The 19,076-nt window shown below is 62.9% G+C and carries 24 protein-coding genes and 1 pseudogene; 17 read left to right on the plus strand and 8 right to left on the minus strand.

Annotation, left to right across the window (positions count from 1 at the left end; translation table 11 throughout):
• The first annotated feature begins 39 nt into the window (after positions 1-39).
• The gene (locus tag X726_RS159145) at positions 40-492 is read left to right on the plus strand and encodes a MarR family transcriptional regulator (RefSeq protein WP_023668997.1); all 453 of its coding nucleotides are present in this window, start codon (positions 40-42) and stop codon (positions 490-492) included.
• Between the two features lie 26 nt (positions 493-518).
• Here X726_RS159145 and X726_RS159140 read toward each other — a convergent pair whose 3' ends face one another.
• On the minus strand, positions 519-1,130 hold the full coding sequence (locus X726_RS159140; protein WP_023668998.1) for a pyridoxamine 5'-phosphate oxidase family protein: 612 nt from the start codon (positions 1,128-1,130) through the stop codon (positions 519-521).
• Between the two features lie 65 nt (positions 1,131-1,195).
• Entirely contained in the window at positions 1,196-1,549 is a 354-nt protein-coding gene (locus tag X726_RS159135; RefSeq protein ID WP_023668999.1) for a DUF971 domain-containing protein, read from the minus strand.
• Positions 1,550-1,747: 198 nt separating this feature from the next.
• On the opposite strand from X726_RS159135, the gene moaA reads away from it, so the two are divergent.
• The 13 genes from moaA to X726_RS159070 all read left to right on the plus strand — a co-directional run bounded on the left by moaA (position 1,748) and on the right by X726_RS159070 (position 11,703).
• The gene (gene moaA / locus X726_RS159130) at positions 1,748-2,743 is read left to right on the plus strand and encodes a GTP 3',8-cyclase MoaA (protein WP_031214771.1); all 996 of its coding nucleotides are present in this window, start codon (positions 1,748-1,750) and stop codon (positions 2,741-2,743) included.
• Between the two features lie 149 nt (positions 2,744-2,892).
• The gene (locus tag X726_RS159125; protein ID WP_023669001.1) at positions 2,893-3,363 is read left to right on the plus strand and encodes a hypothetical protein; all 471 of its coding nucleotides are present in this window, start codon (positions 2,893-2,895) and stop codon (positions 3,361-3,363) included.
• A gap of 121 nt (positions 3,364-3,484) precedes the next feature.
• Positions 3,485-3,841 (plus strand): hypothetical protein, encoded by a 357-nt coding sequence (locus X726_RS159120; RefSeq protein ID WP_023669002.1) that lies wholly within the window; start codon positions 3,485-3,487, stop codon positions 3,839-3,841.
• Positions 3,842-4,070: 229 nt separating this feature from the next.
• On the plus strand, positions 4,071-4,991 hold the full coding sequence (locus tag X726_RS159115; protein ID WP_023669003.1) for a DMT family transporter: 921 nt from the start codon (positions 4,071-4,073) through the stop codon (positions 4,989-4,991).
• A 7-nt stretch (positions 4,992-4,998) separates the two neighbouring features.
• Positions 4,999-5,631: a molybdenum cofactor guanylyltransferase MobA gene (gene mobA / locus X726_RS159110; RefSeq protein WP_023669004.1), complete on the plus strand. Its 633-nt coding sequence runs from the start codon at positions 4,999-5,001 to the stop codon at positions 5,629-5,631.
• A complete protein-coding gene (gene mobB, locus X726_RS159105) occupies positions 5,628-6,131 on the plus strand; it encodes a molybdopterin-guanine dinucleotide biosynthesis protein B (protein ID WP_023669005.1) in 504 nt (167 codons plus the stop codon). Before mobA ends, mobB begins: the two co-directional genes overlap by 4 nt.
• 320 nt (positions 6,132-6,451) lie before the next feature.
• Positions 6,452-7,237 carry an ABC transporter substrate-binding protein gene (locus X726_RS159100; protein WP_023669006.1) on the plus strand — a complete coding sequence of 262 codons (786 nt, stop codon included), beginning with the start codon at positions 6,452-6,454 and terminating at the stop codon, positions 7,235-7,237.
• A 75-nt stretch (positions 7,238-7,312) separates the two neighbouring features.
• Complete coding sequence (locus tag X726_RS159095) at positions 7,313-8,029, plus strand: ABC transporter permease (protein WP_023669007.1); 717 nt, start codon at positions 7,313-7,315, stop codon at positions 8,027-8,029.
• On the plus strand, positions 8,026-8,856 hold the full coding sequence (locus X726_RS159090) for an ABC transporter permease (RefSeq protein WP_023669008.1): 831 nt from the start codon (positions 8,026-8,028) through the stop codon (positions 8,854-8,856). The genes X726_RS159095 and X726_RS159090 overlap by 4 nt, the downstream gene beginning before the upstream one ends.
• Positions 8,857-8,959: 103 nt before the next feature.
• The gene (locus X726_RS159085; RefSeq protein WP_023669009.1) at positions 8,960-9,829 is read left to right on the plus strand and encodes an NAD(P)-dependent oxidoreductase; all 870 of its coding nucleotides are present in this window, start codon (positions 8,960-8,962) and stop codon (positions 9,827-9,829) included.
• Between the two features lie 9 nt (positions 9,830-9,838).
• Positions 9,839-10,543 carry a DNA alkylation repair protein gene (locus tag X726_RS159080; RefSeq protein WP_023669010.1) on the plus strand — a complete coding sequence of 235 codons (705 nt, stop codon included), beginning with the start codon at positions 9,839-9,841 and terminating at the stop codon, positions 10,541-10,543.
• Positions 10,503-11,087, plus strand: a complete 585-nt coding sequence (locus X726_RS159075; RefSeq protein ID WP_023669011.1) for a GNAT family N-acetyltransferase — start codon at positions 10,503-10,505, stop codon at positions 11,085-11,087. Before X726_RS159080 ends, X726_RS159075 begins: the two co-directional genes overlap by 41 nt.
• A gap of 46 nt (positions 11,088-11,133) precedes the next feature.
• On the plus strand, positions 11,134-11,703 hold the full coding sequence (locus X726_RS159070) for a DUF3299 domain-containing protein (RefSeq protein ID WP_023669012.1): 570 nt from the start codon (positions 11,134-11,136) through the stop codon (positions 11,701-11,703).
• Between the two features lie 48 nt (positions 11,704-11,751).
• On the opposite strand, the gene X726_RS159065 is transcribed toward X726_RS159070, so the two are convergent.
• From X726_RS159065 to X726_RS159050, 4 genes are all read right to left on the minus strand, one after another.
• Positions 11,752-12,243, minus strand: a complete 492-nt coding sequence (locus X726_RS159065; protein ID WP_023669013.1) for an Lrp/AsnC family transcriptional regulator — start codon at positions 12,241-12,243, stop codon at positions 11,752-11,754.
• Between the two features lie 143 nt (positions 12,244-12,386).
• Complete coding sequence (locus tag X726_RS159060) at positions 12,387-13,004, minus strand: uracil-DNA glycosylase family protein (protein ID WP_023669014.1); 618 nt, start codon at positions 13,002-13,004, stop codon at positions 12,387-12,389.
• A complete protein-coding gene (locus X726_RS159055; protein ID WP_023669015.1) occupies positions 13,004-13,615 on the minus strand; it encodes a glutathione S-transferase in 612 nt (203 codons plus the stop codon). Before X726_RS159055 ends, X726_RS159060 begins: the two co-directional genes overlap by 1 nt.
• 39 nt (positions 13,616-13,654) lie before the next feature.
• A complete protein-coding gene (locus X726_RS159050; protein WP_023669016.1) occupies positions 13,655-14,278 on the minus strand; it encodes a thermonuclease family protein in 624 nt (207 codons plus the stop codon).
• A gap of 75 nt (positions 14,279-14,353) precedes the next feature.
• Here X726_RS159050 and X726_RS159045 point away from each other — a divergent pair, with 75 nt between their 5' ends.
• The gene (locus X726_RS159045; RefSeq protein ID WP_023669017.1) at positions 14,354-15,877 is read left to right on the plus strand and encodes a HAMP domain-containing sensor histidine kinase; all 1,524 of its coding nucleotides are present in this window, start codon (positions 14,354-14,356) and stop codon (positions 15,875-15,877) included.
• Positions 15,878-15,886: 9 nt separating this feature from the next.
• On the opposite strand, the pseudogene X726_RS01000000166760 reads toward X726_RS159045, so the two are convergent.
• Positions 15,887-16,902 (minus strand): annotated as a pseudogene (locus tag X726_RS01000000166760) (nicotinate-nucleotide--dimethylbenzimidazole phosphoribosyltransferase).
• Between the two features lie 187 nt (positions 16,903-17,089).
• Between X726_RS01000000166760 and X726_RS159040 the strand changes: the two are divergent.
• Both X726_RS159040 and X726_RS159035 read left to right on the plus strand, forming a co-directional pair.
• Positions 17,090-17,323 carry a DUF1289 domain-containing protein gene (locus tag X726_RS159040; protein WP_023824914.1) on the plus strand — a complete coding sequence of 78 codons (234 nt, stop codon included), beginning with the start codon at positions 17,090-17,092 and terminating at the stop codon, positions 17,321-17,323.
• 13 nt (positions 17,324-17,336) lie between these two features.
• Complete coding sequence (locus X726_RS159035; RefSeq protein WP_023669019.1) at positions 17,337-18,041, plus strand: TIGR02281 family clan AA aspartic protease; 705 nt, start codon at positions 17,337-17,339, stop codon at positions 18,039-18,041.
• A 5-nt stretch (positions 18,042-18,046) separates the two neighbouring features.
• Here X726_RS159035 and dusA read toward each other — a convergent pair whose 3' ends face one another.
• Positions 18,047-19,042 (minus strand): tRNA dihydrouridine(20/20a) synthase DusA, encoded by a 996-nt coding sequence (dusA, locus tag X726_RS159030; RefSeq protein WP_023669020.1) that lies wholly within the window; start codon positions 19,040-19,042, stop codon positions 18,047-18,049.
• Positions 19,043-19,076 lie beyond the last annotated feature (34 nt).

Here is a 19,076-nt window from a genome sequence, read left to right on the forward strand (position 1 = left end):
CCATCCATTCCGTTCAAGCATGAACATAATAGTTCAAACATGAACATTAAACAAGAGCTGCCCTGGGACAACCCGCGCTTTCGCAACTGGGTCGCGGTGGCGCGCGCCTGCCATGTGCTGGAGCGTGCGCTGGCGGTAAAGCTGGCGCCGCTGGATCTCAAGCCGGCGCAGCTCGACGTGCTGATGAACCTCTATCGCCATCCCGGCATGTCGCAGCACGATCTCGCCCGCAAACTGCTGGTCGGCCGCTCCAACATCACCATGCTGTTGCCGCAGCTCGAGGCGCGCGGCCTGCTGCGCCGCGAAGGCGACGAGAAGGACAAGCGCGTCCTGCGGCTGACGCTTACCGAGGCCGGCACGGAGCTTTTGATGAAGGCGCTGAAGGTGCATATGGCGCTGATCGAAAAGGCGATGAGCCAGTCGACAGCGGAACAGTGCGACATGATCGGCGAACAGATGCGCAAGATCTATGACGTGTTGAAGGATACCTGAGCCGTTCGATCCACGCGCCTCCCACCTCACCACATCGTCTTCTTCGCCCGCTCCGGCCATTCCTTGTCGTAAGTACCGGCATCGATATTCTTGCGGCTGGTGACTTCCAGGATTGTTCCGGGTGTCGGCAGCGATTTCGGGTCGACGTGCTTTGCCGGGTTCCACAGCTCCGAGCGAACGATGGCGCGGGCGCACTGGAAATAGACCGAATCGACATCGACCAAGGTGACCGAGCGCGCCGGCTTGCCTTCGACGGCGAAGGAGGCGCAAAGCGCGGCGTCGGTGGTGATGCGGGCGCGGCCGTTGACGCGCAGCGTCGTGCCCGAACCCGGCACAAGAAACAGCAGCCCGACGCGAGGATCGCGGATGATGTTCTTAAGCGAATCGGCGCGGTTGTTGCCGCGCCTGTCCGGCATCATCAGCGTTTTCGGGTCATGCATGCGCACAAAGCCGGCGAGATCGCCGCGCGGCGAACAGTCCAGCCCTTCCGGCCCGCTCGTCGCCAGGGCGACAAAAGGCGAGGCTTCGATGAAGGCGGCATATTCGGGAATGACGTGGTCGAGTTCCTTGACCGTCGACGCTTCGCCGGGCAGGCCGTAGAGGGCTTCGAGCTGTTCGACCGTGGTGATGTCAGACATTTTCCCGTCTCCGAACCGTTGCCAGCGTTACCCCCAGTCAATGACGTTTTGCCGACAGTGCCGAACTAGCGGTCGCGGCTCAGTCCCTTCTCCTGGAGCTCGGCGAGATAGGCATTCCAGCGCGCGTCCTTTTCGTGGCCAAGCGTGTGCAGGTAATTCCAGGTGAAGATGCCGGTGTCGTGAAAATCGTCAAAGGTGATGCGCACGGCGTAGTTGCCGACCGGCTCGATCTTGAGGATGGCCACGTTGCGCTTGCCGGGAACCGTCACCCGCTGGTCCGGCGAATGGCCCTGCACCTCGGCCGAGGGTGAAGCGACGCGCAGCAGTTCGGCCGGCAATTCGAACGGCCGATGATCGGGAAAGGTGACGGACAGCAGTTTTCTGTCCTTCGAGACCCTGAGTTCCTTCGGCGCCGTCATTGTTCTGCATCCCGTCAATCCGCCCTTCCCTACGCTGCTTCGCGCGAGCGGAAAAGGCCATTTGGACCCGGCCGACACCGGATGTCGGCCAGGGAATGTCACCAAAGATCGAGAGCGGCTATCTTGAATGGCGGGTTGGATCGTATCACATAGCCGTATATAACGGCGCCACTCGCAGCCACGGGAATGCTTGAACGCATGGACATGATCGATCCCTTCGGTCGCACGATCAGCTACTTGCGCGTGTCGGTCACCGACCGCTGCGATTTCCGCTGCACCTATTGCATGGCCGAGGACATGGCGTTCCTGCCCAAGAAGGACCTGCTGTCGCTCGAGGAACTCGACCGGCTCTGCACCGTCTTCATCGAAAAGGGCGTGCGCAAACTGCGCCTCACCGGCGGCGAGCCGCTGGTGCGCAAGAACATCATGCATCTGGTGCGCCAGCTGTCGCGGCACCTGAAGAGCGGCGCGCTGGAAGAGTTGACGCTGACCACCAATGGCTCGCAGCTGTCGCGCTTTGCCGCCGAGCTTGCCGATTGCGGTGTCGAGCGCATCAATGTCTCGCTGGATACGCTCGATGCCGACAAGTTCCACGCCATCACCCGCTGGGGCCATCTCGGCAAGGTCATGCAAGGCATCGATGCCGCGCAGGCGGCGGGGCTGAAGGTGAAGCTCAACGCCGTTGCGCTGAAGGACTTCAACGACGTCGAGCTGCCGGAGATGATGCGCTGGGCGCATGGCCGCGGCATGGACTTGACCGTCATCGAAACCATGCCGATGGGCGAGATCGACGCCGACCGGACCGACCAGTATCTGCCGCTATCGCTGCTGCGCGCTTCGCTCGAGCGCCAGTTCACGCTGAGCGACATCCCCTACAAGACCGGCGGTCCGGCCCGCTACGTCCATGTCGCAGAGACCGGCGGCAGGCTGGGCTTCATCACGCCGATGACGCATAATTTCTGCGAAAGCTGCAACCGCGTGCGGCTGACCTGCACCGGCACGCTCTATATGTGCCTGGGCCAGGAGGATGCCGCCGACCTGCGCGCGCCGTTGCGTACCTCGGAAGGCAACGAACTGGTCGCTGCTGCCATCGACGAAGCGATCGGCCGCAAGCCGAAGGGCCATGATTTCATCATCGACCGCCGCACGAGCCGCCCCTCGGTATCGAGGCATATGAGCGTCACCGGCGGCTGATTTTTCCGCGATTTGGTGCAAGGAGTGTCTCCATAGAGCAGTTCACCGTTTCACGGCGAACCGCTCTATGTCTTTGTTTTTTGCGCAATTCCGGACGGAAAACCGATCACACTTTTCCTGGAATTGCTCTAGTTCACTGGAGACATCGAATGAAGCGTCTTTCCATTGGATTGGCAGTTGCACTGATCGCGGCAGGCAGCGCCAATGCAGCGCCGTTCACCTACACCAATGCGCGCTTCGGCACGGTCTGCACCTTTCCGGACGACATCTTTACCGATCGCCAGCCCGAGCCGTACAATGGCGACGGACAGCAATGGCTCAGCGCCGACGGCGCCAGCCTGATCTGCTCCGGTATTTTCAACGTCAGTGACGACACCCCAAAGAGCTTCGTCGCCGAGGAGAAGGCAATCAAGGAAGCGGGCTACCAGATCAGCTACAGCAAGACCGGCAAGAACTGGGCGGTGCTGTCGGGACTGAAGGATGGCAAGATCTTTTACGAACGGCGCCTGTTCGGCAAGGACGGCGTCATCCGCACCGTGCGGATCGACTATCCGCCGGCCGTTAAAGCGAAATACGATCCGCTGGTCGGCGCCATTGCCGGCAGCCTCAAAGGACTGTGAGCTTTTCGGACACACACCAGAAAAAGTCTCATGGGCATATAGCTGGCGGATTTACCGCAAGCGCGTTCGAGCCTAGATTCCTTGATATAGCGGCTCGTCGCTCGGTTTGGGGGAATACGACATGCGCACATTCTTACTTTCTCTTGCAATGCTTGGGTTTGCCGCCGCGCCGGCAGCAGCACAGTCCATCGGCGGCAGCTACACCGTCGCGGGCACCAATTTCGACGGCTCGAAATATGGCGGCGAAGCCACCATCACGCTGACCAGCGAGACCACCTGTACCATCCATTGGGAGACGGGCGGATCATCGTCGGACGGCATCTGCATGCGCAACGACGATGCCTTCTCCGCCGGCTATGTCATGGGCAAGGAAATCGGTCTCGTCGTCTATAAGGTAGAAGATGACGGCTCGCTGCACGGCCTGTGGACCATCGCCGGCAAGAACGGCAGCGGCACCGAGGTGCTGACCCCGAAATGAGCCTGCCGGTCATCCGGCCAGCCCTCTCAGGGAATTTCTATGGGCCACTGGTGAAAATCCGTGGCCTATTTCTTTGACGTTGCTGTCTTGCCGCCGGCTGCTACAGGCTTGAGCGGTTCACCGTTTCGCCGAAACGTCGAACCGCTTTATTCTTTGTTTTCACGCAATTCCGGACGGAAAACCGTTTCACACTTTTCCTGGAATTGCTCTTGCAAAACCGGTAACGCCCTTGCCTCTTTCCCCAAACATTCGCGGCGCGCTGTGCATGATGGTGGCCATGATCGGCTTCACCCTCAACGACGCCATCACCAAGTTCTCGTCGGAATCGATGAACATGGCGCAGGTCATGCTGGTGCGCGGCGCCTTTGCGTCGCTACTCGTCGGCCTGCTCGCCTGGCAGCAAGGTGCGCTCGCACGGCCGGGCTCGATGCTGCAGCCGCTGGTGGCGCTTCGCGTGGTCGCCGAGGCCGGCGCCACCGTCGCCTTCCTTGTCGCATTGGCGCATCTGCCGATCGCCAATGTCTCCGCGGTGCTGCAGGCGCTGCCGCTGGCGGTGACGATGGGGGCGGCACTCGTATTCAGCGAAGGTGTCGGCTGGCGGCGCTGGCTGGCGATCGCGGTCGGCTTTGGCGGCGTGCTGATCATCGTGCGGCCAGGCTTCGAAGGCTTCAGCGTCTATTCGTTGTGCGCACTCGTCAGCGTCGCCTGTTGCGCAGTACGTGACCTCGCCACCAAGCGCATCCCGAGGGCTATCCCGACCTTGCTGGTGTCGACGGCAACGGCAATCGCCATGACCATCGTTGGCGCCGTGCTGCTGTCGCCGATGGGCGGCTGGACGCCGATGTCCGGCAAAGGCACGGCACTTCTGGCATTGGCGGCGGTGCTGGTGCTGATCGGCTACCAGTTCATCATCATGGCAATGCGGGCTGGCGACATCTCCTTCATTGCGCCATTCCGCTACACCGCCCTCTTTTGGTCGATGCTGCTTGGCCTCATCATCTTCGGCGATGTTCCCGACCTGCCGATGATCTTCGGCTCCGCCATCATCATCGGCTCCGGCCTCTACGCGCTCTATCGCGAGCGGGTCGCCGGACGGCAAAAACCCGCAGCCGAAAGCGCTGGACCCGACATGGCGCCGGACGGCATATAGTTTGGCCATGAGCCAAGACATTGCAGGAATTATCCTGGCCGGAGGCCTGTCACGGCGCATGGGCGGCGGCGACAAGACTTTGCTGGCGCTTGGCGGGCGTCCGCTTCTCGACCATGTCGTTGCCCGCCTGGCGCCGCAGGTCGGATCGCTGGCGCTCAGCGCCAATGGTGACCCGGCGCGCTTCGCCGCGGCCGGTCTTCCGGTTCTCGCCGATGCGGTCGAAGGCTATGCCGGACCGCTTGCCGGAATCCTCACCGGCCTCGAATGGGCGGCAGCGAATACCGCTTTCAAGGCATTGGCGACGGCCGCCGGCGACACGCCGTTCCTGCCGGTGGACCTAGTCGTGAGGCTGGCTGCGGCTGTTGACGAGCGACCAGGCTCGATTGCGGTTGCCAGTTCCGGCGGCCGGCCGCATCCGACCTTCGCGCTGTGGCCGCTTGGGCTAGGCCAGGCACTCCGCCACTTTCTGATCCACGAGGACAACAGGCGCGTCTCCGCCTTCATCGAGCGGCACGACTGTGTCGAAGTGGAATTTCCGTTGCTGGCCCACGGCAGTGACGAGATCGACCCCTTCTTCAACATCAACACACCGCACGACCTTGCGGTGGCCGAGCGTCTGTTGCAGAGCATCGGCCCATGAACATCTTCGGCATCACCGGCTGGAAGAATTCCGGCAAGACCACACTGACCGAGAAGCTGGTCACAGAGCTCGTCCGGCGCGGCTGGACGGTGTCGACGGTCAAACACGCCCATCATGAGTTCGACATCGACAAGCCTGGCGCCGACAGCTTTCGCCACCGCCAGGCGGGCGCCACCGAAGTCGCGGTGGTGTCGGGCAAACGCTGGGCGCTGATGCATGAATTGCGCAGTGAGGACGAGCCGACGCTGGAGACGGTCCTGTCGCGGCTGGCACCGTGCGATATCGTGCTGGTCGAAGGCTACAAGCGCGAGGTGCACAAAAAGATCGAAACCCGGCGGCAGGAGGCCAAGGACCGCTCGCCGCTGTCGGCGAACGACGGACATATCGTGGCGATTGCCGCCGACTTCGCGGTTACCGGCGAAAGCCTGCCGGTGTTCGATCTCGACGACACGGGAGGGATAGCCGACTTCATCGAGCGCATGACCGGCCTCAAACCTTGAGGCCCCTGCCCTGGCCCGGTTCAGCCGCCCTCTTCAGCCGTTGCATCGTCTAAGGCGCGTCGCGCCTGAACGGCCTCATGCGACGCGCTTCAGGTTGTCTTATTTATGCATGTCGTTGTCCCAAAACCGCTGCGCACTTTTGGGCGACATGCATTAACCCGGCGTCGGCATTGGCTGGACCCGCAAATCCCGCAAGCAACGGTTTTACAGTTGCTTTTCTCCCGAAAACAGTGGGAGTATCGCGCCAGCGGGCGGTCAAAAGCACCGCCCCACAGAGCCGTTCCGGAACGACGGCCGGGAGCCATAAAGAGAGGTCTATCATGCGTATTGCACTGCGTATCGCGCTCGCCGCATCGGCTGCGCTGCTGACGCTCGGCGTCGCCCAGGCTCAGGAAACGACCCTGAGAATCGGCACCGAAGGCGCCTACCCCCCATTCAACAACCTGACCTCGGACGGCCAGCTCGTGGGATTCGACATCGACATCGCCAAGGCGCTCTGCGACGAGATGAAGGTCAAGTGCACCTTCGTCGCCCAGGATTGGGACGGCATCATTCCGGCCCTGCAGGCCGGCAAGTTCGACGCCATCGTCGCCTCGATGTCGATCACGCCGGAGCGCGCCGAGAAGGTCGACTTCACCCACAAATACTACAACACGCCGTCGGCGATCGCGGTACCCAAGGATTCGACCCTCAAGGGCGTGACCAAGGAAGACTTGGCCGGCAAGACCATCGGCGTCGCAACCACCACGACGCATTTCAATTATGCCTCGAAAACCTATACGGACAGCACGGTCAAGGGCTATCCGAGCAGCCCCGAAGAGCAGGCCGATCTCGCCAATGGCCGTCTCGACGCGATCGAGGACGATATCGTCGTGTTGCAGCAGTTCCTCGATTCGCCTGATGGCGCCTGCTGCAAGATTCTCGGCCAGCCTTCGCCGCAGCCGGTCGATATCTTTGGACCGGGCGCCGGCATCGCCGTGCGCAAGGGCGAGTCGGATCTGGTCAACAAGTTGAACAGCGCCATCGACGCAATCCGCGCCAACGGAAAGTACAAGGAAATCAACGACAAGTACTTCAAGTTCGACGTCTTCGGCGCCGAGTCCTGATCGTCTGAAACAAGGCGGCAGGGGAAGTTTCCTGCTGCCGCCTTGGCCTGACAGAAGTGGAGACAAGACCCGTCAATGCCAAGCCAGAACATATGGATACTTCTCACTTGGGGACCCGATGGCTGGATTGACGATATTGCCTATGGCGCACTGGTCACCATTGCGCTCGCGCTGGCGACACTGCCGATCGGCCTGACGATCGGTTTTTTCGTCGCCTGGGCGAAACAATCCGAAGAGCCGTCGCTTCGCGTGGCTGCCAACATCTACACCACGGTGTTTCGCGGGCTGCCGGAACTGGTGACGCTTTTCCTGTTCTTCTTCGGCATGCCGATCCTCTTGCAGTATGTCATCCGTCTGTTCAGGCCGGAAGCGACGGTCGATGTCGACAGCTTCCTCGCCGGCATGATCGTGCTGTCGCTGATCTTTTCGTCGTATTCCAGCGAAGTCTTCCTGTCGGCCTTTCGCGCCATTCCGAAGGGCCAGTATGAGGGCGGCTATGCGATCGGGCTGTCGAAATGGCAGACGATGCGCAAGGTGATCCTGCCGCAGCTGCTGCGCATCGCCTTCCCCGGCCTTGAGAATTGCTGGCTGAGCCTGCTCAAGGACACGGCCCTGGTGTCGGTCGTCAACCTGGCTGAAACCTTGCGCAACGCCGGCGTGGCGGCCCGTGTCACCAAACATTCCTTCCTGTTCTACAGCGTCGCGGCGATGGTGTTCCTTATCCTTGCCATCCTGTCGTCGATCGCCACCGGCTTCATCCTGCGTTCGCTCGGGAGGAGGGAGGCACGATGAGCGTCGTGACGCGCGCCGCCGTCGACATCGAGAAGCCACCACCACGGGCGCGAGGCTGGCCGCGGGCCCGTATCGTCGGCTACGCGCTGGTCGGCTTCTGGATCCTGTTCGGCATCGGCATCGCCGTCTATCTGGTTTACGCTTGGAATGGCGAATTCTTCGCCAGATACGCGCCGGCCTATCTGCAGGGCTTGGGAACCACGCTTGCGCTGGTGGCCATCTCGATGGTGCTCGGCGCGCTCTTTTCGCTGCCCGTCACCTATGCCCGCATGTCGAAGAACCGCTATCTGTCCGTCCTGGCCTATTGCTACGTCTACTTCTTCCGCGGCACGCCGCTGCTGGTCCAGGTCTATCTCGTCTATTACGGCCTGGGCTCATTCCGGGTGCAGCTCGAATCCGTCGGGCTGTGGTGGTTCTTCCGCGACGCCTTCAATTGCGGTGTGTTCGCCTTCGCGCTCAACACCGCCGCCTACCAGGCCGAAATCCTGCGCGGCGCCATCGAGAGTGTTCCGAGGGGCCAATGGGAGGGCGCTGCTTCGCTCGGCCTGCACAAGCTGCAGACGCTGCGCAAGGTCGTCCTGCCGCAGGCCTTTATCGTCGCGCTCCGGCCCTACGGCAATGAACTCGTCTTGATGATCAAGGCTTCCGCCATCGTTGCCATCATCACCGTCTATGATTTGATGGGCAACGCGAAGCTGGCCTACGCCAAGTCCTTCGACTTCCAGGCCTATGTCTGGGTCGCCATCGTCTATCTGGTGATGGTCGAGATCCTGCGCCACGGCGTCGAATGGATCGAGCGACGGATCACCATTCATCTGATCCGCTGAGCGGTCGGCTGTACCAGTCGATCGGCTCATGCGCGTCTTGACGAATGGCGCGTAGAGCCTAGAGCTTTCCAAGACAATTCCGTTCCGTCTGAAGGGCAAACTCATGGCATCTGTGGCATTTCTCGGTCTTGGCGTGATGGGCTATCCCATGGCCGGGCACCTCAGGAACAAAGGCGGCCACGACGTCACCGTCTACAACCGCACCGCGGCGAAGGCGGAACAATGGGTGGCCCAGCATGGCGGCAAGTCTGCCGCGACGCCGGCGGACGCCGCAGAGGGCCAGGATTTCGTCTTCTCCTGCGTCGGCAATGACGACGATCTGCGCTCGGTGACGACCGGGGCCCATGGCGCCTTCGCCGCGATGAAAAAAGGCGCCGTCTTCATCGACAACACCACCGCTTCGGCCGAAGTCGCGCGAGAACTGGCCGACGCCGCTGAAAAGGCCGGCTTTTCCTTTCTCGATGCCCCGGTCTCCGGCGGCCAGGCGGGCGCTGAAAACGGCGTGCTGACGGTGATGGTCGGCGGCGAGCAGGCTGCCTTCGACAAGGCCAGGCCGGTCATCGACGCCTTTGCCCGCATGGTCGGGCTGATGGGTCCGTCGGGCGCCGGCCAGCTCACGAAGATGATCAATCAGATCACCATTGCCGGGCTGGTTCAGGGACTGGCCGAAGGCATCCACTTCGGCAAGAAGGCCGGGCTCGACATCGAGAAGGTCATCGAGGTGATTTCCAAGGGCGCTGCCGGGTCCTGGCAGATGGAGAACCGACACAAGACGATGAATGCCGGCAAATACGATTTCGGCTTTGCCGTCGACTGGATGCGCAAGGATCTCGGCATCTGCCTCGATGAAGCCGACCGCAATGGCGCGCGACTGCCGGTGACCGCCCTTGTCGACCAGTTCTACAAGGATGTGCAAGCGATGGGCGGCAAGCGCTGGGATACGTCGTCCCTGCTTGCGCGACTGGAGAAGTAGGCGTTCGCAATGGCCGAGCTTTCGCCCCAATCGAGCGCCGATGAGATCGTCGCCCATTTGCGCTCGATCGGCTCGGAAGACAATCGCCGCGGCATGCTGCGCTACGGCATCAAGATCGAACGCGCGCTCGGCATCTCGCATGGCATGCAGCGGCAGATCGCCAAAAAGATCAAGCGCAACCACGAACGAGCCTTCGAGCTATGGCAGACCGGCATCATGGAGGCGCAGTTCATCGCTTCCGTCACGGCCGACCCGAAGCGCTTCTCAGCCGCGGATGCACGACAATGGGCGTCGTCCTTCGATTCCTGGGATATCGTCGACGGCGTCTCCGATCTCTTCGTCGACACGGACGCCTGGAAGGAGCTGATCGAGGAGTTCGCGGCGGACGAGCGAGAGTTCGTTCGGCGCACGGCCTTTGCCATGATGGCCTGGTCCGTCGTGCACCGGAAGCAGGAGCCGGTGGCGACTTTCCTCGGCTTCCTGCCGATCATCGAAGCGCATGCCGCCGACAGCCGCAATTTCGTGAAGAAGGCGGCAAACTGGGCGCTTCGTTCGATCGGCAAGCGATCGTTGGAGATGCACGGCGCTGCCCTTGCCGTGGCCGAACGACTGGCCCAGTCGGCCGACAAGACGGCGCGCTGGATTGGCAAGGACGCCGTACGGGAACTCACCAATGCCAAGATCGTCGAGCGGATCGCCGCCAGAAAAGGCTGACCTAGCCAACGTCCGGTTCACCGAGGTGACGCGGCAGACGCGCGCCGATTTCGAAGGCCTCTTCGAAGCGCAAGGCGGTCCGAAGTATTGCTGGTGCATGGCCTGGCGGCCCCTGCCCGGCCGCCGCGAGCATGTCCAGCACGCCGAGTTGAAACGGGCCATGATGGCGCTTGTCGAGGCCGGTACGCCGGTGGGAATCTTGGCCCAGATTGACGGCAAGACCGTCGGCTGGTGCTCGGTCGCGCCGCGCCAGACCTATCGGAAGCTGACGTCGCAACAGGACGATGACGAGACCGGCATCTGGTCGATCGTCTGCTTCTATGTGCCAAGGGCGCTGCGCGGCGGCGGGCTGGCGGCAGCGCTGCTTGACGCTGCCATAGATCACGCCTTTGCCAAGGGCGCCGGCGTGATCGAGGCCTACCCGGTCGACGAGGCATCGCCGAGCTACCGTTTCATGGGGTTTCGCGGCGTGTTCATCGCTCGCGGGTTCCATGAGGTCGGCATGGCCGGCTCTCGCAGACATGTGATGCGGCTCGAGCGTTGACGCGATCGGCCGCGGCGTCTTTACTCCTGCACAAAGGAAGCGGCCGATGAGCAGTCCTCTCAAATCGACCTTGGCGCTTGCAGCCGCGTTGTTGGTGTTCACCGCTACCAACGCCTCAGGCCAAACCGCGCACATCTTCTGGAAAGATCTGCGTCCTGCGACGCAGGCGGTGGCCGAAGATGCCGGCCTGCCGATGATTGCGGCAAAACTGCCCGATCGTGGCGAGACATTGTCGCTCAACCTGCAGGACAAGATGGTACAATTAGCCGGCTATGCATTGCCGGTCGACCGCGATGGCGACCTCGTCTACCAGTTCCTGCTGGTGCCGTGGACAGGCGCTTGCAGCCACATGCCGACGCCGCCGCCCAACCAGATCGTGCTGGTGACGCCGGCCCGTCCCTACAAGATGTCGCAGGCCTATGAGTCGGTTGCCGTGACCGGCGCCTTGCGGCCCGGCTTGGAGAAGAGCCAGTTGTTCATTCTCGACGGCGTCAGCATCATCCAGTCCGGCTACACCGTACGCAAAGCCGATGTGGTGGCAGTCGACACGGTGCCGGACACGATCACGCTGCCGGTCAACTCGCCCTGGAGTTTCCTCAACAAAAAGAAAAACTAAGCGCCGCCGGCTTGTGCAGCGTCACCGCCCAGTCACGGACAACCGCGCTCAGGCCGCGTTGGCGCCGGATTCCTTGTCCAGCAGCATGTAGTCGAGCGGCATTTCGGTCGTGTACTTGATCTGCTCCATGGCGAAGGACGACGACACGTCGCGGATCTCGATCTTGGCGATCAGCCGCTTGTAGAAGGCGTCATAGGCGGCGATATCGGGCACCACGACGCGCAAGAGATAATCGACGTCGCCGCTCATGCGGTAGAATTCGACCACCTCGGGAAATTCCTGGATGACTTCCGAGAAACGCCGCAGCCATTCATGGCTGTGCGAATTGGTGCGGATCGACACGAAGACGGTGACGCGCACATTGACCTTTTCGTGGTCGAGAATGGCGACGCGCCGCTTGATGACTCCCTCTTCCTCCAGCTTCTGGATGCGGCGCCAGCACGGCGTCGTCGACAGGCCGACTTTCTTGGCGACATCGGCAACCGCGAGCGTCGCGTCCTCCTGCAGGAGGCGGAGAATTTTTCTGTCGAGGCGATCCATTGAGGTGCTCCTGGTGCAGGCCGCGTTCCCTCGGGCGCGACGCGCTTTGGGAATAGATTGGCTATACTCCCTCTTATTTCGACCTTTCACAAGAAAGAAATTCTGCCGGATGGCACAAAAGCGAGTGATATCTTGCTTAAAGTCTAATCTATGCGATAGCGGATTTCCGATCTCAGAAACGGCAGCAAATCCATTTCAAACCATGGATTCTGCTTCCGCCATCCTGAGTTGCGCCATGACGGGTGTGGCAGCGGCAGCACTTTCAGGCTGGCCGGCGCATCCCAGATGGTGCGCCAGTCCTTCACGGTTTCGGTCAGCGACGGCCGGCGCGTGGCGCCCATATGCCAGGATTGCGCGTAGGAGCCGATTGTCAAAACGAGGTCGATCTGCGGCATCAGCGCCATCAGCGGCGCGCGCCAGGCCAGCGCGCATTCTCGGCGCGGCGGCAGGTCGCCGCCCTTGGCGTCCTGGCCGGGGAAGCAGAACCCCATTGGCACGATGGCGAATTTATCCGTGTCGTAGAATTCCTCGCTTGTCACGCCCAGCCAGCTTCGCAAGCGGTCGCCGGACGCGTCGGTGAACGGCATGCCCGACAAATGCACCTTTGTGCCTGGCGCCTGGCCGGCGAGCAGGATGCGGGCACTGGATGATGGCAGCAGCACCGGGCGCGGCTCGTGCGGCAGTGGCCTGCCGACCGGAGTGTCGACGCAGATGCGGCAGGCTCGGACCTTTGCCGTCAAGCGTTCGAGTTCCGCCTCCATCAGGCGGAAGCGCTCGGACGGCTCGAGACGGCGCTGTACCAGCGCAGCACGTTGGTGCACTCGTCCGGCACTTTGATGCGCGCCGGTTTCATGAAATCCATGGCGATCATGCCGGTGATATCGGCGATCGAATAGGCGTCGCCGGCGGCGAATTCGCGGTTTGCCAGTTCGGGGTCGAGCAGTTTCAGGAATTCGACCGCTTTCGCCTTGTTGGCCTCGCCCCATTGGGGGATCTGCGGAATTTCCCATTCCTTCATCGCCGGATGGATGTGGCGAAAAGCCTGGGCGACGCAGCTGAGCAGATTGAACTCCATGCGCCTTTGCCACATCTCGACCTTGGCCCTGCCGAGCGCGCCTTGCCCGAACAGCGCCGGTTCGGGATGCAGTTCCTCGAAATAGCGGCAGATGGCGACGGATTCGGTGAGGATGGTACCGCCGTCGAGCTCGAGCACCGGCAGCCGCTGCAGCGGGTTGCGCGACCTGACCGGCTCCTGCTTGTGCCCCATCGCACCCATGTCGACCGGCACCAGCGGCACTGCGATGCCCTTTTCGGCGAGGAAAACCCGCACGCGCCGCGGATTGGGGGCGCGGCCGCCGTCGAACAGTTTCATGCTTATCCTCCCGATCTGGTCCTTCAACTATAGTGCTCGTCACCAGAAGCGAAACATCTCTCGCAAGGCGTCACCGACCGAAGCCAGGGTGCCGTGCTTTCTTTCGAGCGGGCCGCCGTGGTGGCTTTCGCGCCAGTCTTGCGGCTCATCGAACGTGCCGGCCCAGATGCCAACCTTGCCGGCGCGGGCAATGGCCTGCTCGGTGTCGAAATCGCCATAGGCAATGGCCCAGCCGGCCTCAACCTGGGCCCGGTTGAGATCCTTGCCGCCGGCCTTGCAATCGCCGAGCAGGCGGCCGTAGCGGTCGCGCTGCCAGCCGCTGCAGGTCACCGGATTTCCTGATATCAGCCGCACCAGCGCCTGGCGCGCCAGCCTGCCGCAGGCGTAGTCTGCGCCATCCCTACGGCAGATCTGCTGGTATTCCGGAGCGTCGATGCCGCGCATGCGGATACGTTCGGTGCCAAGAGTGAGTGAATCGCCATCGTTGACGATCGCCACCCCTTGCGCCTTGCGCGTCTCGAAACGGTCGAGGCGTGCGGCGAGCAGGATCAGCAGGCCGAGCAGAATGACCGTCAGCGCGTAATCCAGCAGCTTGCGCCACAGGCTTCGCGGCGGCGGCGGATAGTATCGCCGGCGCGGCCTTGGCGACCACGAACGGCTCATATGGCAAACAGTCTCTTAATCATTCGAACGTAGCTTAACGAATTGAGATCGCTGCGCGCATAAATCGAAGTTTCCATGCCTCTGCTACGCTCGAACACAGCGGATAAATTCATTGTGGACCGCCGGAAACCGCACCGCAACAGCGATGTGGCGCGCGCGGTGCGCAAGACGCGCGACCGTCTTTCGCAGCAGGTTGGCAATCTCGACTTCGACCGTGAACTGCTGAAGCTGCATGCCGGGACCATGGTGCGCGGCGCAGCCGTCATCCCACTGCTGGTGTTGGCGGTCGCGGCGGCCGGGCTGCTGGCCGGTGTGGACAAACAGATCAGCGTCTGGGCGCTGTTCACCCTGATCTGCTATTCGATCGTCGCCTTCATGGCGCGCCGCGTCGAGCGCACCGAAGCCGCCGAGCTCAATCCTGTTCACACCCGCAGGGATTTCCTGATCGGACATTCGCTGTGCGGCCTCGGCTGGGCGTGGTTCGCATGGCTCGGCTGCGCCACCTGCCAGATCGACCAGTTCCAGGCCGCCAAGGCGGTGGTGCTGCTGCTGGCCATGGCGGCGACCGCTATCATGGCGTCGTCCTTGCGCGGCTCTCTGCTTGCCACCTTCGTCGTTCCGGTGGCGGTCTATGCCTATGCTGAAACGAAATTTTGGGTGCCGGTCGGGACGATCATGGTCGCCCTGCTGGTCGCGGCATTGCCGTTCTTTGCCTATATCGCGCGCCATCTCAACCGCTCGTCGCTGATACTTCTGTCCTTCCGCTCCGAAAAGGACGCGCTGCTCGCCGAGGTGGAGACAGCGAAATCAATGTCGGACGAAGCTCGTCGGCGGGCCGAAGACGCCAATCTGGCGAAGTCGCGCTTCCTTGCTTCTATGAGCCATGAGCTCAGGACGCCCCTCAACGCCATTCTCGGTTTTTCCGAGGTGATGGCCAATGAGGTGCTCGGGCCGATGAGCAACCCGACCTATCGCGACTACGCCCGCGACGTGCACGATTCCGGCCAGCATCTGCTCGACCTGATCAACGAAATCCTCGATCTGTCGCGCATCGAGGCCGGCCGCTATCAGCTCAACGAAGAGCCGGTGATGCTGCTCAACATCGCCGAAGATTGCTGCCACATGATGGAATTGAAGGCGCGCAACAAGGACATCCGCATCGTCCAGGATTTCGAAAGTGCCCTGCCGCGGCTGTTCGCCGACGAGCGCGCGGTGCGGCAGATCACGCTCAACCTCCTGTCCAACGCCATCAAATTCACCGCCACCGGCGGCGAAGTTCGCGTGCGCGTCGGCTGGACGGCGGGCGGTGGCCAGTACATTTCGGTCAAGGACAATGGGCCGGGCATACCGGAGGACGAAATCCCGATCGTGCTGTCCGCCTTCGGCCAGGGCTCGATCGCCATCAAGAGCGCCGAACAGGGCACCGGGCTCGGGCTGCCGATCGTTCAGGGCCTGCTCGCCATGCATGGCGGCGAATTCGAACTTCAGTCGAAATTGCGCGAAGGCACCGAGGCAATCGCCATCTTCCCGCTCGCCCGAGTGATGGAGGAACTGCCGGCGCTGCCGACAAAGGCGGTCGCGGCGGCTCGCCGACGCTGACAGCTTGTTCTAGGCTTTGACCGCCGCCGCCATGCCCGAACTGGTAAGCGCCGCCGCCTTGACCAGACCGGCGGCAAGGGCGGCCCCTACCCCTTCGCCGTGGCTGATGCCGAGATCGAACAGCGGCCTGAGGCCGAGCCGCTCGGCGGCAAGCCTTTGGCCGGGTTCGGGCGACTGGCTGGCCAGCAGGCAATGGTCGAGCGCACCCGGGTTGGCGGCATGCAGCACGGCAGCGGCAGCGGTCGCGGCGAAGCCGTCGAGCAGCACCGNCCGTCGAGCAGCACCGGGATTTTTTGCATCCGGGCGGCGAGGATAGCGCCGGCAATGGCCGCGAATTCGCGGCCGCCGACCCGGCGCAGTGCTTCCAGGGGGTCCTTCAGAGCCGCACCATGCAAGGCGACGGCTTTATCGACTACATCAGCCTTGCGCGCCTGCATGGCCGCGTCGGCGCCCGAGGCGGGGCCGACCCAGTCGGCGCCGCTGCCACCGAACAGGGCGGCGCACAAAGCCGCCGCAACGGTGGAGTTGCCGACGCCGAGATCGCCGAGGCAAATCAGATCGGAGCCACCGGCAATGGCTTCCATGCCGAAGGCCATGGTGGCGGCGCAGCCGCGTTCGTCGAGGGCGGCGTCCTCGGTGATGTCGGCGGTCGCAATGTGCAGCGCCAGATCGAACACCTTGAGGCCAAGATTGTTGGCGACGCAAATCTGGTTGATTGCCGCACCGCCGGCGGCGCACAGCTCAACGGCGTTTGCGGTCGCAGCGACAGGGCGCGGCGAGATGCCGTGGCGGGTCACGCCATGGTTGCCGGCGAAGATCGCCACCAGGGGCCGGTTCACCGCCGGCGGGGCGCGCCCGCTCCAGGCAGCAAGCCAGGCGGCGATGTCCTCGATGCGGCCAAGCGAGGCTTTCGGCTTGTCGGCCTTGGAAAACAGGGTGCGCACCCTGTTTTCCGCGACTGTATCGGCAGGCGGCAGGCTCGCCAGCAGATTGCGAAAGTCGTCGAAGGGCAGCGCGCTGGTCATGTCGGTCCTGATCATTCCCTGTGGTTGATCAGCGGCATAACCGCCTTGCCCGGCCGGCACAACTCCCCTCGACATTGGCGCGAAAGCGGTTGCCCGCGCCGCATTCCGAAGGGCTTGCATTGGCTTTGCCGTTGCACCATGTGGAGATGGAACGAGGGATTCCGGACGGAACCTTCAAGAGAAAGTCATGACGGCCATCGAATCCCCGTGCATCCTGGTCTGTTCGATCGACATGAAAACCGGCTTCTGCTTCGGCTGTGGCCGCACGCGCGATGAAATCGGCGCCTGGATGGGGATGACGCCGGAGGTACGCCGCAGCGTCATGGCCGAGTTGCCGGCCCGATTGGAAACGGTCGAGCGCAGGCCGCGCCGGGAAACACGCCGCAGCCGCATGGCGCGCGAGCGCGACGTCCTCTCTTGAGGCGGCAGGTCCAATGAACCGACTGTTCTGGATCGTGATGGCGGCAATCGGCCTCGGGCTGGTGCTGCTGATGATCAACAACGACGCCGGCAGCACGTTCGGCATCGAGAATTACGATTTCAGCCGTCTGGTCTGGCTGGGGGCGATCGGCTTGCTCGTCAGCGCCGGCCTTGTCCGGTCCGGCAGGCCGCTCGGCGTCATGGCCCGCAATCTCGGCACGTGGGCCCTGATCGTGCTGGCGCTCGTCGCCGGCTACCAGTACCGCTACGAGTTGCAGGATTTCGCCAGCCGGGTGACGGCGGGCCTCGTTCCCGGCAGCCCGCTGGAGCTCGGCGTCGAGGACGGCCATGCCACCGTGACCCTGGACAAGGCCGACAGCGGCCATTTCGAGGCCCGCATCACGATCAACGGCGCGCCGATCCGCACCGTCGTCGATACCGGCGCGACCAGTACAGTGCTCACCGCCGAAGACGCGCAGGCGGCCGGCTTCAATCCGGCAGCGCTGAGCTTCACCGTCCCGGTCTCGACCGCCAATGGCATGGCACGCGCCGCTTCGGTGCGCACCGACGAACTGGCGATCGGCGGCATCGTGCGCAAGAACATGCAGGTGATGGTCGCCGCGCCCGGCGCGCTCAGCCAGAGCCTGCTCGGCATGAACTTCATCGGTTCCCTGTCGGGTTTCGACGTGCGCGGCGACCGGATGATTCTGCGCGACTGAACTGCTTAAGCGGCCTTTTCAACACGGTCGAAATCGACGGCAGCGAACGCTGCCTTCAGCACATCCGGTCCGGCGCCGGGTTTCGTCGCGTCGGTGGACAGTATCTGCCGGAAGCGGCGCGCGCCGGGCAGGCCGTGGAACAGCCCGACCATGTGGCGAGTGACGTGGCCGAGCCGCCCGCCCTGCTCGATATGCCGCGCCGCATAGTCGGCCATCGCGTCGATCAGCGCGGCAAAATCGTAGGTGCCGGCCTTGCCGCCGTAGAATGCCGCGTCGATGCCGGCCAGGATGCCTGGCGTGTGGTAGGCGGCGCGGCCAAGCATGGCGCCATCGACATGATCGAGGTGGCGAGCCGCCTCTTCGAGCGAATGAACGCCGCCATTGATGCCGATGAATTTGTTCGATTTTCCCGCCTTGAGGCGATAGACCCTGTCATAGTCGAGCGGCGGGATGTCGCGATTTTCCTTCGGGCTCAGCCCCTCCAGCCAGGCCTTGCGCGCATGCACCCACAGCGCGTCGGCGCCGGCCGCGAAGACGCCGTCGGCCAGCGCGTCGAGCGCGGGCTCCGGATCCTGCTCGTCGACGCCGATGCGGCATTTAACCGTCACCGGGATTTTCACCGCCGCCTTCATCGCCGCCACACAATCGGCGACGAGGTCAGGCACTTTCATCAGGCAGGCGCCGAACGTGCCAGATTGGACCCGGTCGGACGGACAGCCGACATTGAGATTGATTTCGTCGTAACCGAAGCCCTCGCCGATGCGCGCCGCCTCGGCCAGCTTTTGCGCATCGGAGCCGCCGAGTTGCAGTGCCACCGGATGTTCGGCCTCGTCAAAACCAAGCAGCCGCTCGCGCGCACCATGGATGACAGCGTCCGCCACCACCATTTCGGTGTAGAGCAGCGCACGCTGCGTCAACTGGCGGTGGAAGAACCGGCAATGCCGGTCGGTCCAGTCCATCATGGGTGCAATAGCCAGTCTATGCTCTTGATTTTTCAACATTTTTTCTTTAACATCAAATCGTTAGAACCTACCG

It is taken from the genome of Mesorhizobium sp. LSJC285A00, from assembly GCF_000503155.1.
In the GTDB taxonomy this organism is placed as follows: Bacteria; Pseudomonadota; Alphaproteobacteria; order Rhizobiales; family Rhizobiaceae; genus Mesorhizobium.

Bases quoted from the DNA above. Each gene is read 5' to 3' on its own strand.
- X726_RS159145 (WP_023668997.1), top strand. From the start codon at position 40: ATGAACATTAAACAAGAGCTGCCCTGGGACAACCCGCGCTTTCGCAAC.
- X726_RS159140 (WP_023668998.1), bottom strand. From the start codon at position 1,130: ATGTCTGACATCACCACGGTCGAACAGCTCGAAGCCCTCTACGGCCTG.
- X726_RS159135 (WP_023668999.1), bottom strand. From the start codon at position 1,549: ATGACGGCGCCGAAGGAACTCAGGGTCTCGAAGGACAGAAAACTGCTG.
- moaA (WP_031214771.1), top strand. From the start codon at position 1,748: ATGGACATGATCGATCCCTTCGGTCGCACGATCAGCTACTTGCGCGTG.
- X726_RS159125 (WP_023669001.1), top strand. From the start codon at position 2,893: ATGAAGCGTCTTTCCATTGGATTGGCAGTTGCACTGATCGCGGCAGGC.
- X726_RS159120 (WP_023669002.1), top strand. From the start codon at position 3,485: ATGCGCACATTCTTACTTTCTCTTGCAATGCTTGGGTTTGCCGCCGCG.
- mobA (WP_023669004.1), top strand. From the start codon at position 4,999: ATGAGCCAAGACATTGCAGGAATTATCCTGGCCGGAGGCCTGTCACGG.
- mobB (WP_023669005.1), top strand. From the start codon at position 5,628: ATGAACATCTTCGGCATCACCGGCTGGAAGAATTCCGGCAAGACCACA.
- X726_RS159100 (WP_023669006.1), top strand. From the start codon at position 6,452: ATGCGTATTGCACTGCGTATCGCGCTCGCCGCATCGGCTGCGCTGCTG.
- X726_RS159095 (WP_023669007.1), top strand. From the start codon at position 7,313: ATGCCAAGCCAGAACATATGGATACTTCTCACTTGGGGACCCGATGGC.
- X726_RS159090 (WP_023669008.1), top strand. From the start codon at position 8,026: ATGAGCGTCGTGACGCGCGCCGCCGTCGACATCGAGAAGCCACCACCA.
- X726_RS159085 (WP_023669009.1), top strand. From the start codon at position 8,960: ATGGCATCTGTGGCATTTCTCGGTCTTGGCGTGATGGGCTATCCCATG.
- X726_RS159080 (WP_023669010.1), top strand. From the start codon at position 9,839: ATGGCCGAGCTTTCGCCCCAATCGAGCGCCGATGAGATCGTCGCCCAT.
- X726_RS159075 (WP_023669011.1), top strand. From the start codon at position 10,503: ATGCCAAGATCGTCGAGCGGATCGCCGCCAGAAAAGGCTGACCTAGCC.
- X726_RS159070 (WP_023669012.1), top strand. From the start codon at position 11,134: ATGAGCAGTCCTCTCAAATCGACCTTGGCGCTTGCAGCCGCGTTGTTG.
- X726_RS159065 (WP_023669013.1), bottom strand. From the start codon at position 12,243: ATGGATCGCCTCGACAGAAAAATTCTCCGCCTCCTGCAGGAGGACGCG.
- X726_RS159060 (WP_023669014.1), bottom strand. From the start codon at position 13,004: ATGGAGGCGGAACTCGAACGCTTGACGGCAAAGGTCCGAGCCTGCCGC.
- X726_RS159055 (WP_023669015.1), bottom strand. From the start codon at position 13,615: ATGAAACTGTTCGACGGCGGCCGCGCCCCCAATCCGCGGCGCGTGCGG.
- X726_RS159050 (WP_023669016.1), bottom strand. From the start codon at position 14,278: ATGAGCCGTTCGTGGTCGCCAAGGCCGCGCCGGCGATACTATCCGCCG.
- X726_RS159045 (WP_023669017.1), top strand. From the start codon at position 14,354: ATGCCTCTGCTACGCTCGAACACAGCGGATAAATTCATTGTGGACCGC.
- X726_RS159040 (WP_023824914.1), top strand. From the start codon at position 17,090: ATGACGGCCATCGAATCCCCGTGCATCCTGGTCTGTTCGATCGACATG.
- X726_RS159035 (WP_023669019.1), top strand. From the start codon at position 17,337: ATGAACCGACTGTTCTGGATCGTGATGGCGGCAATCGGCCTCGGGCTG.
- dusA (WP_023669020.1), bottom strand. From the start codon at position 19,042: ATGTTGAAAAATCAAGAGCATAGACTGGCTATTGCACCCATGATGGAC.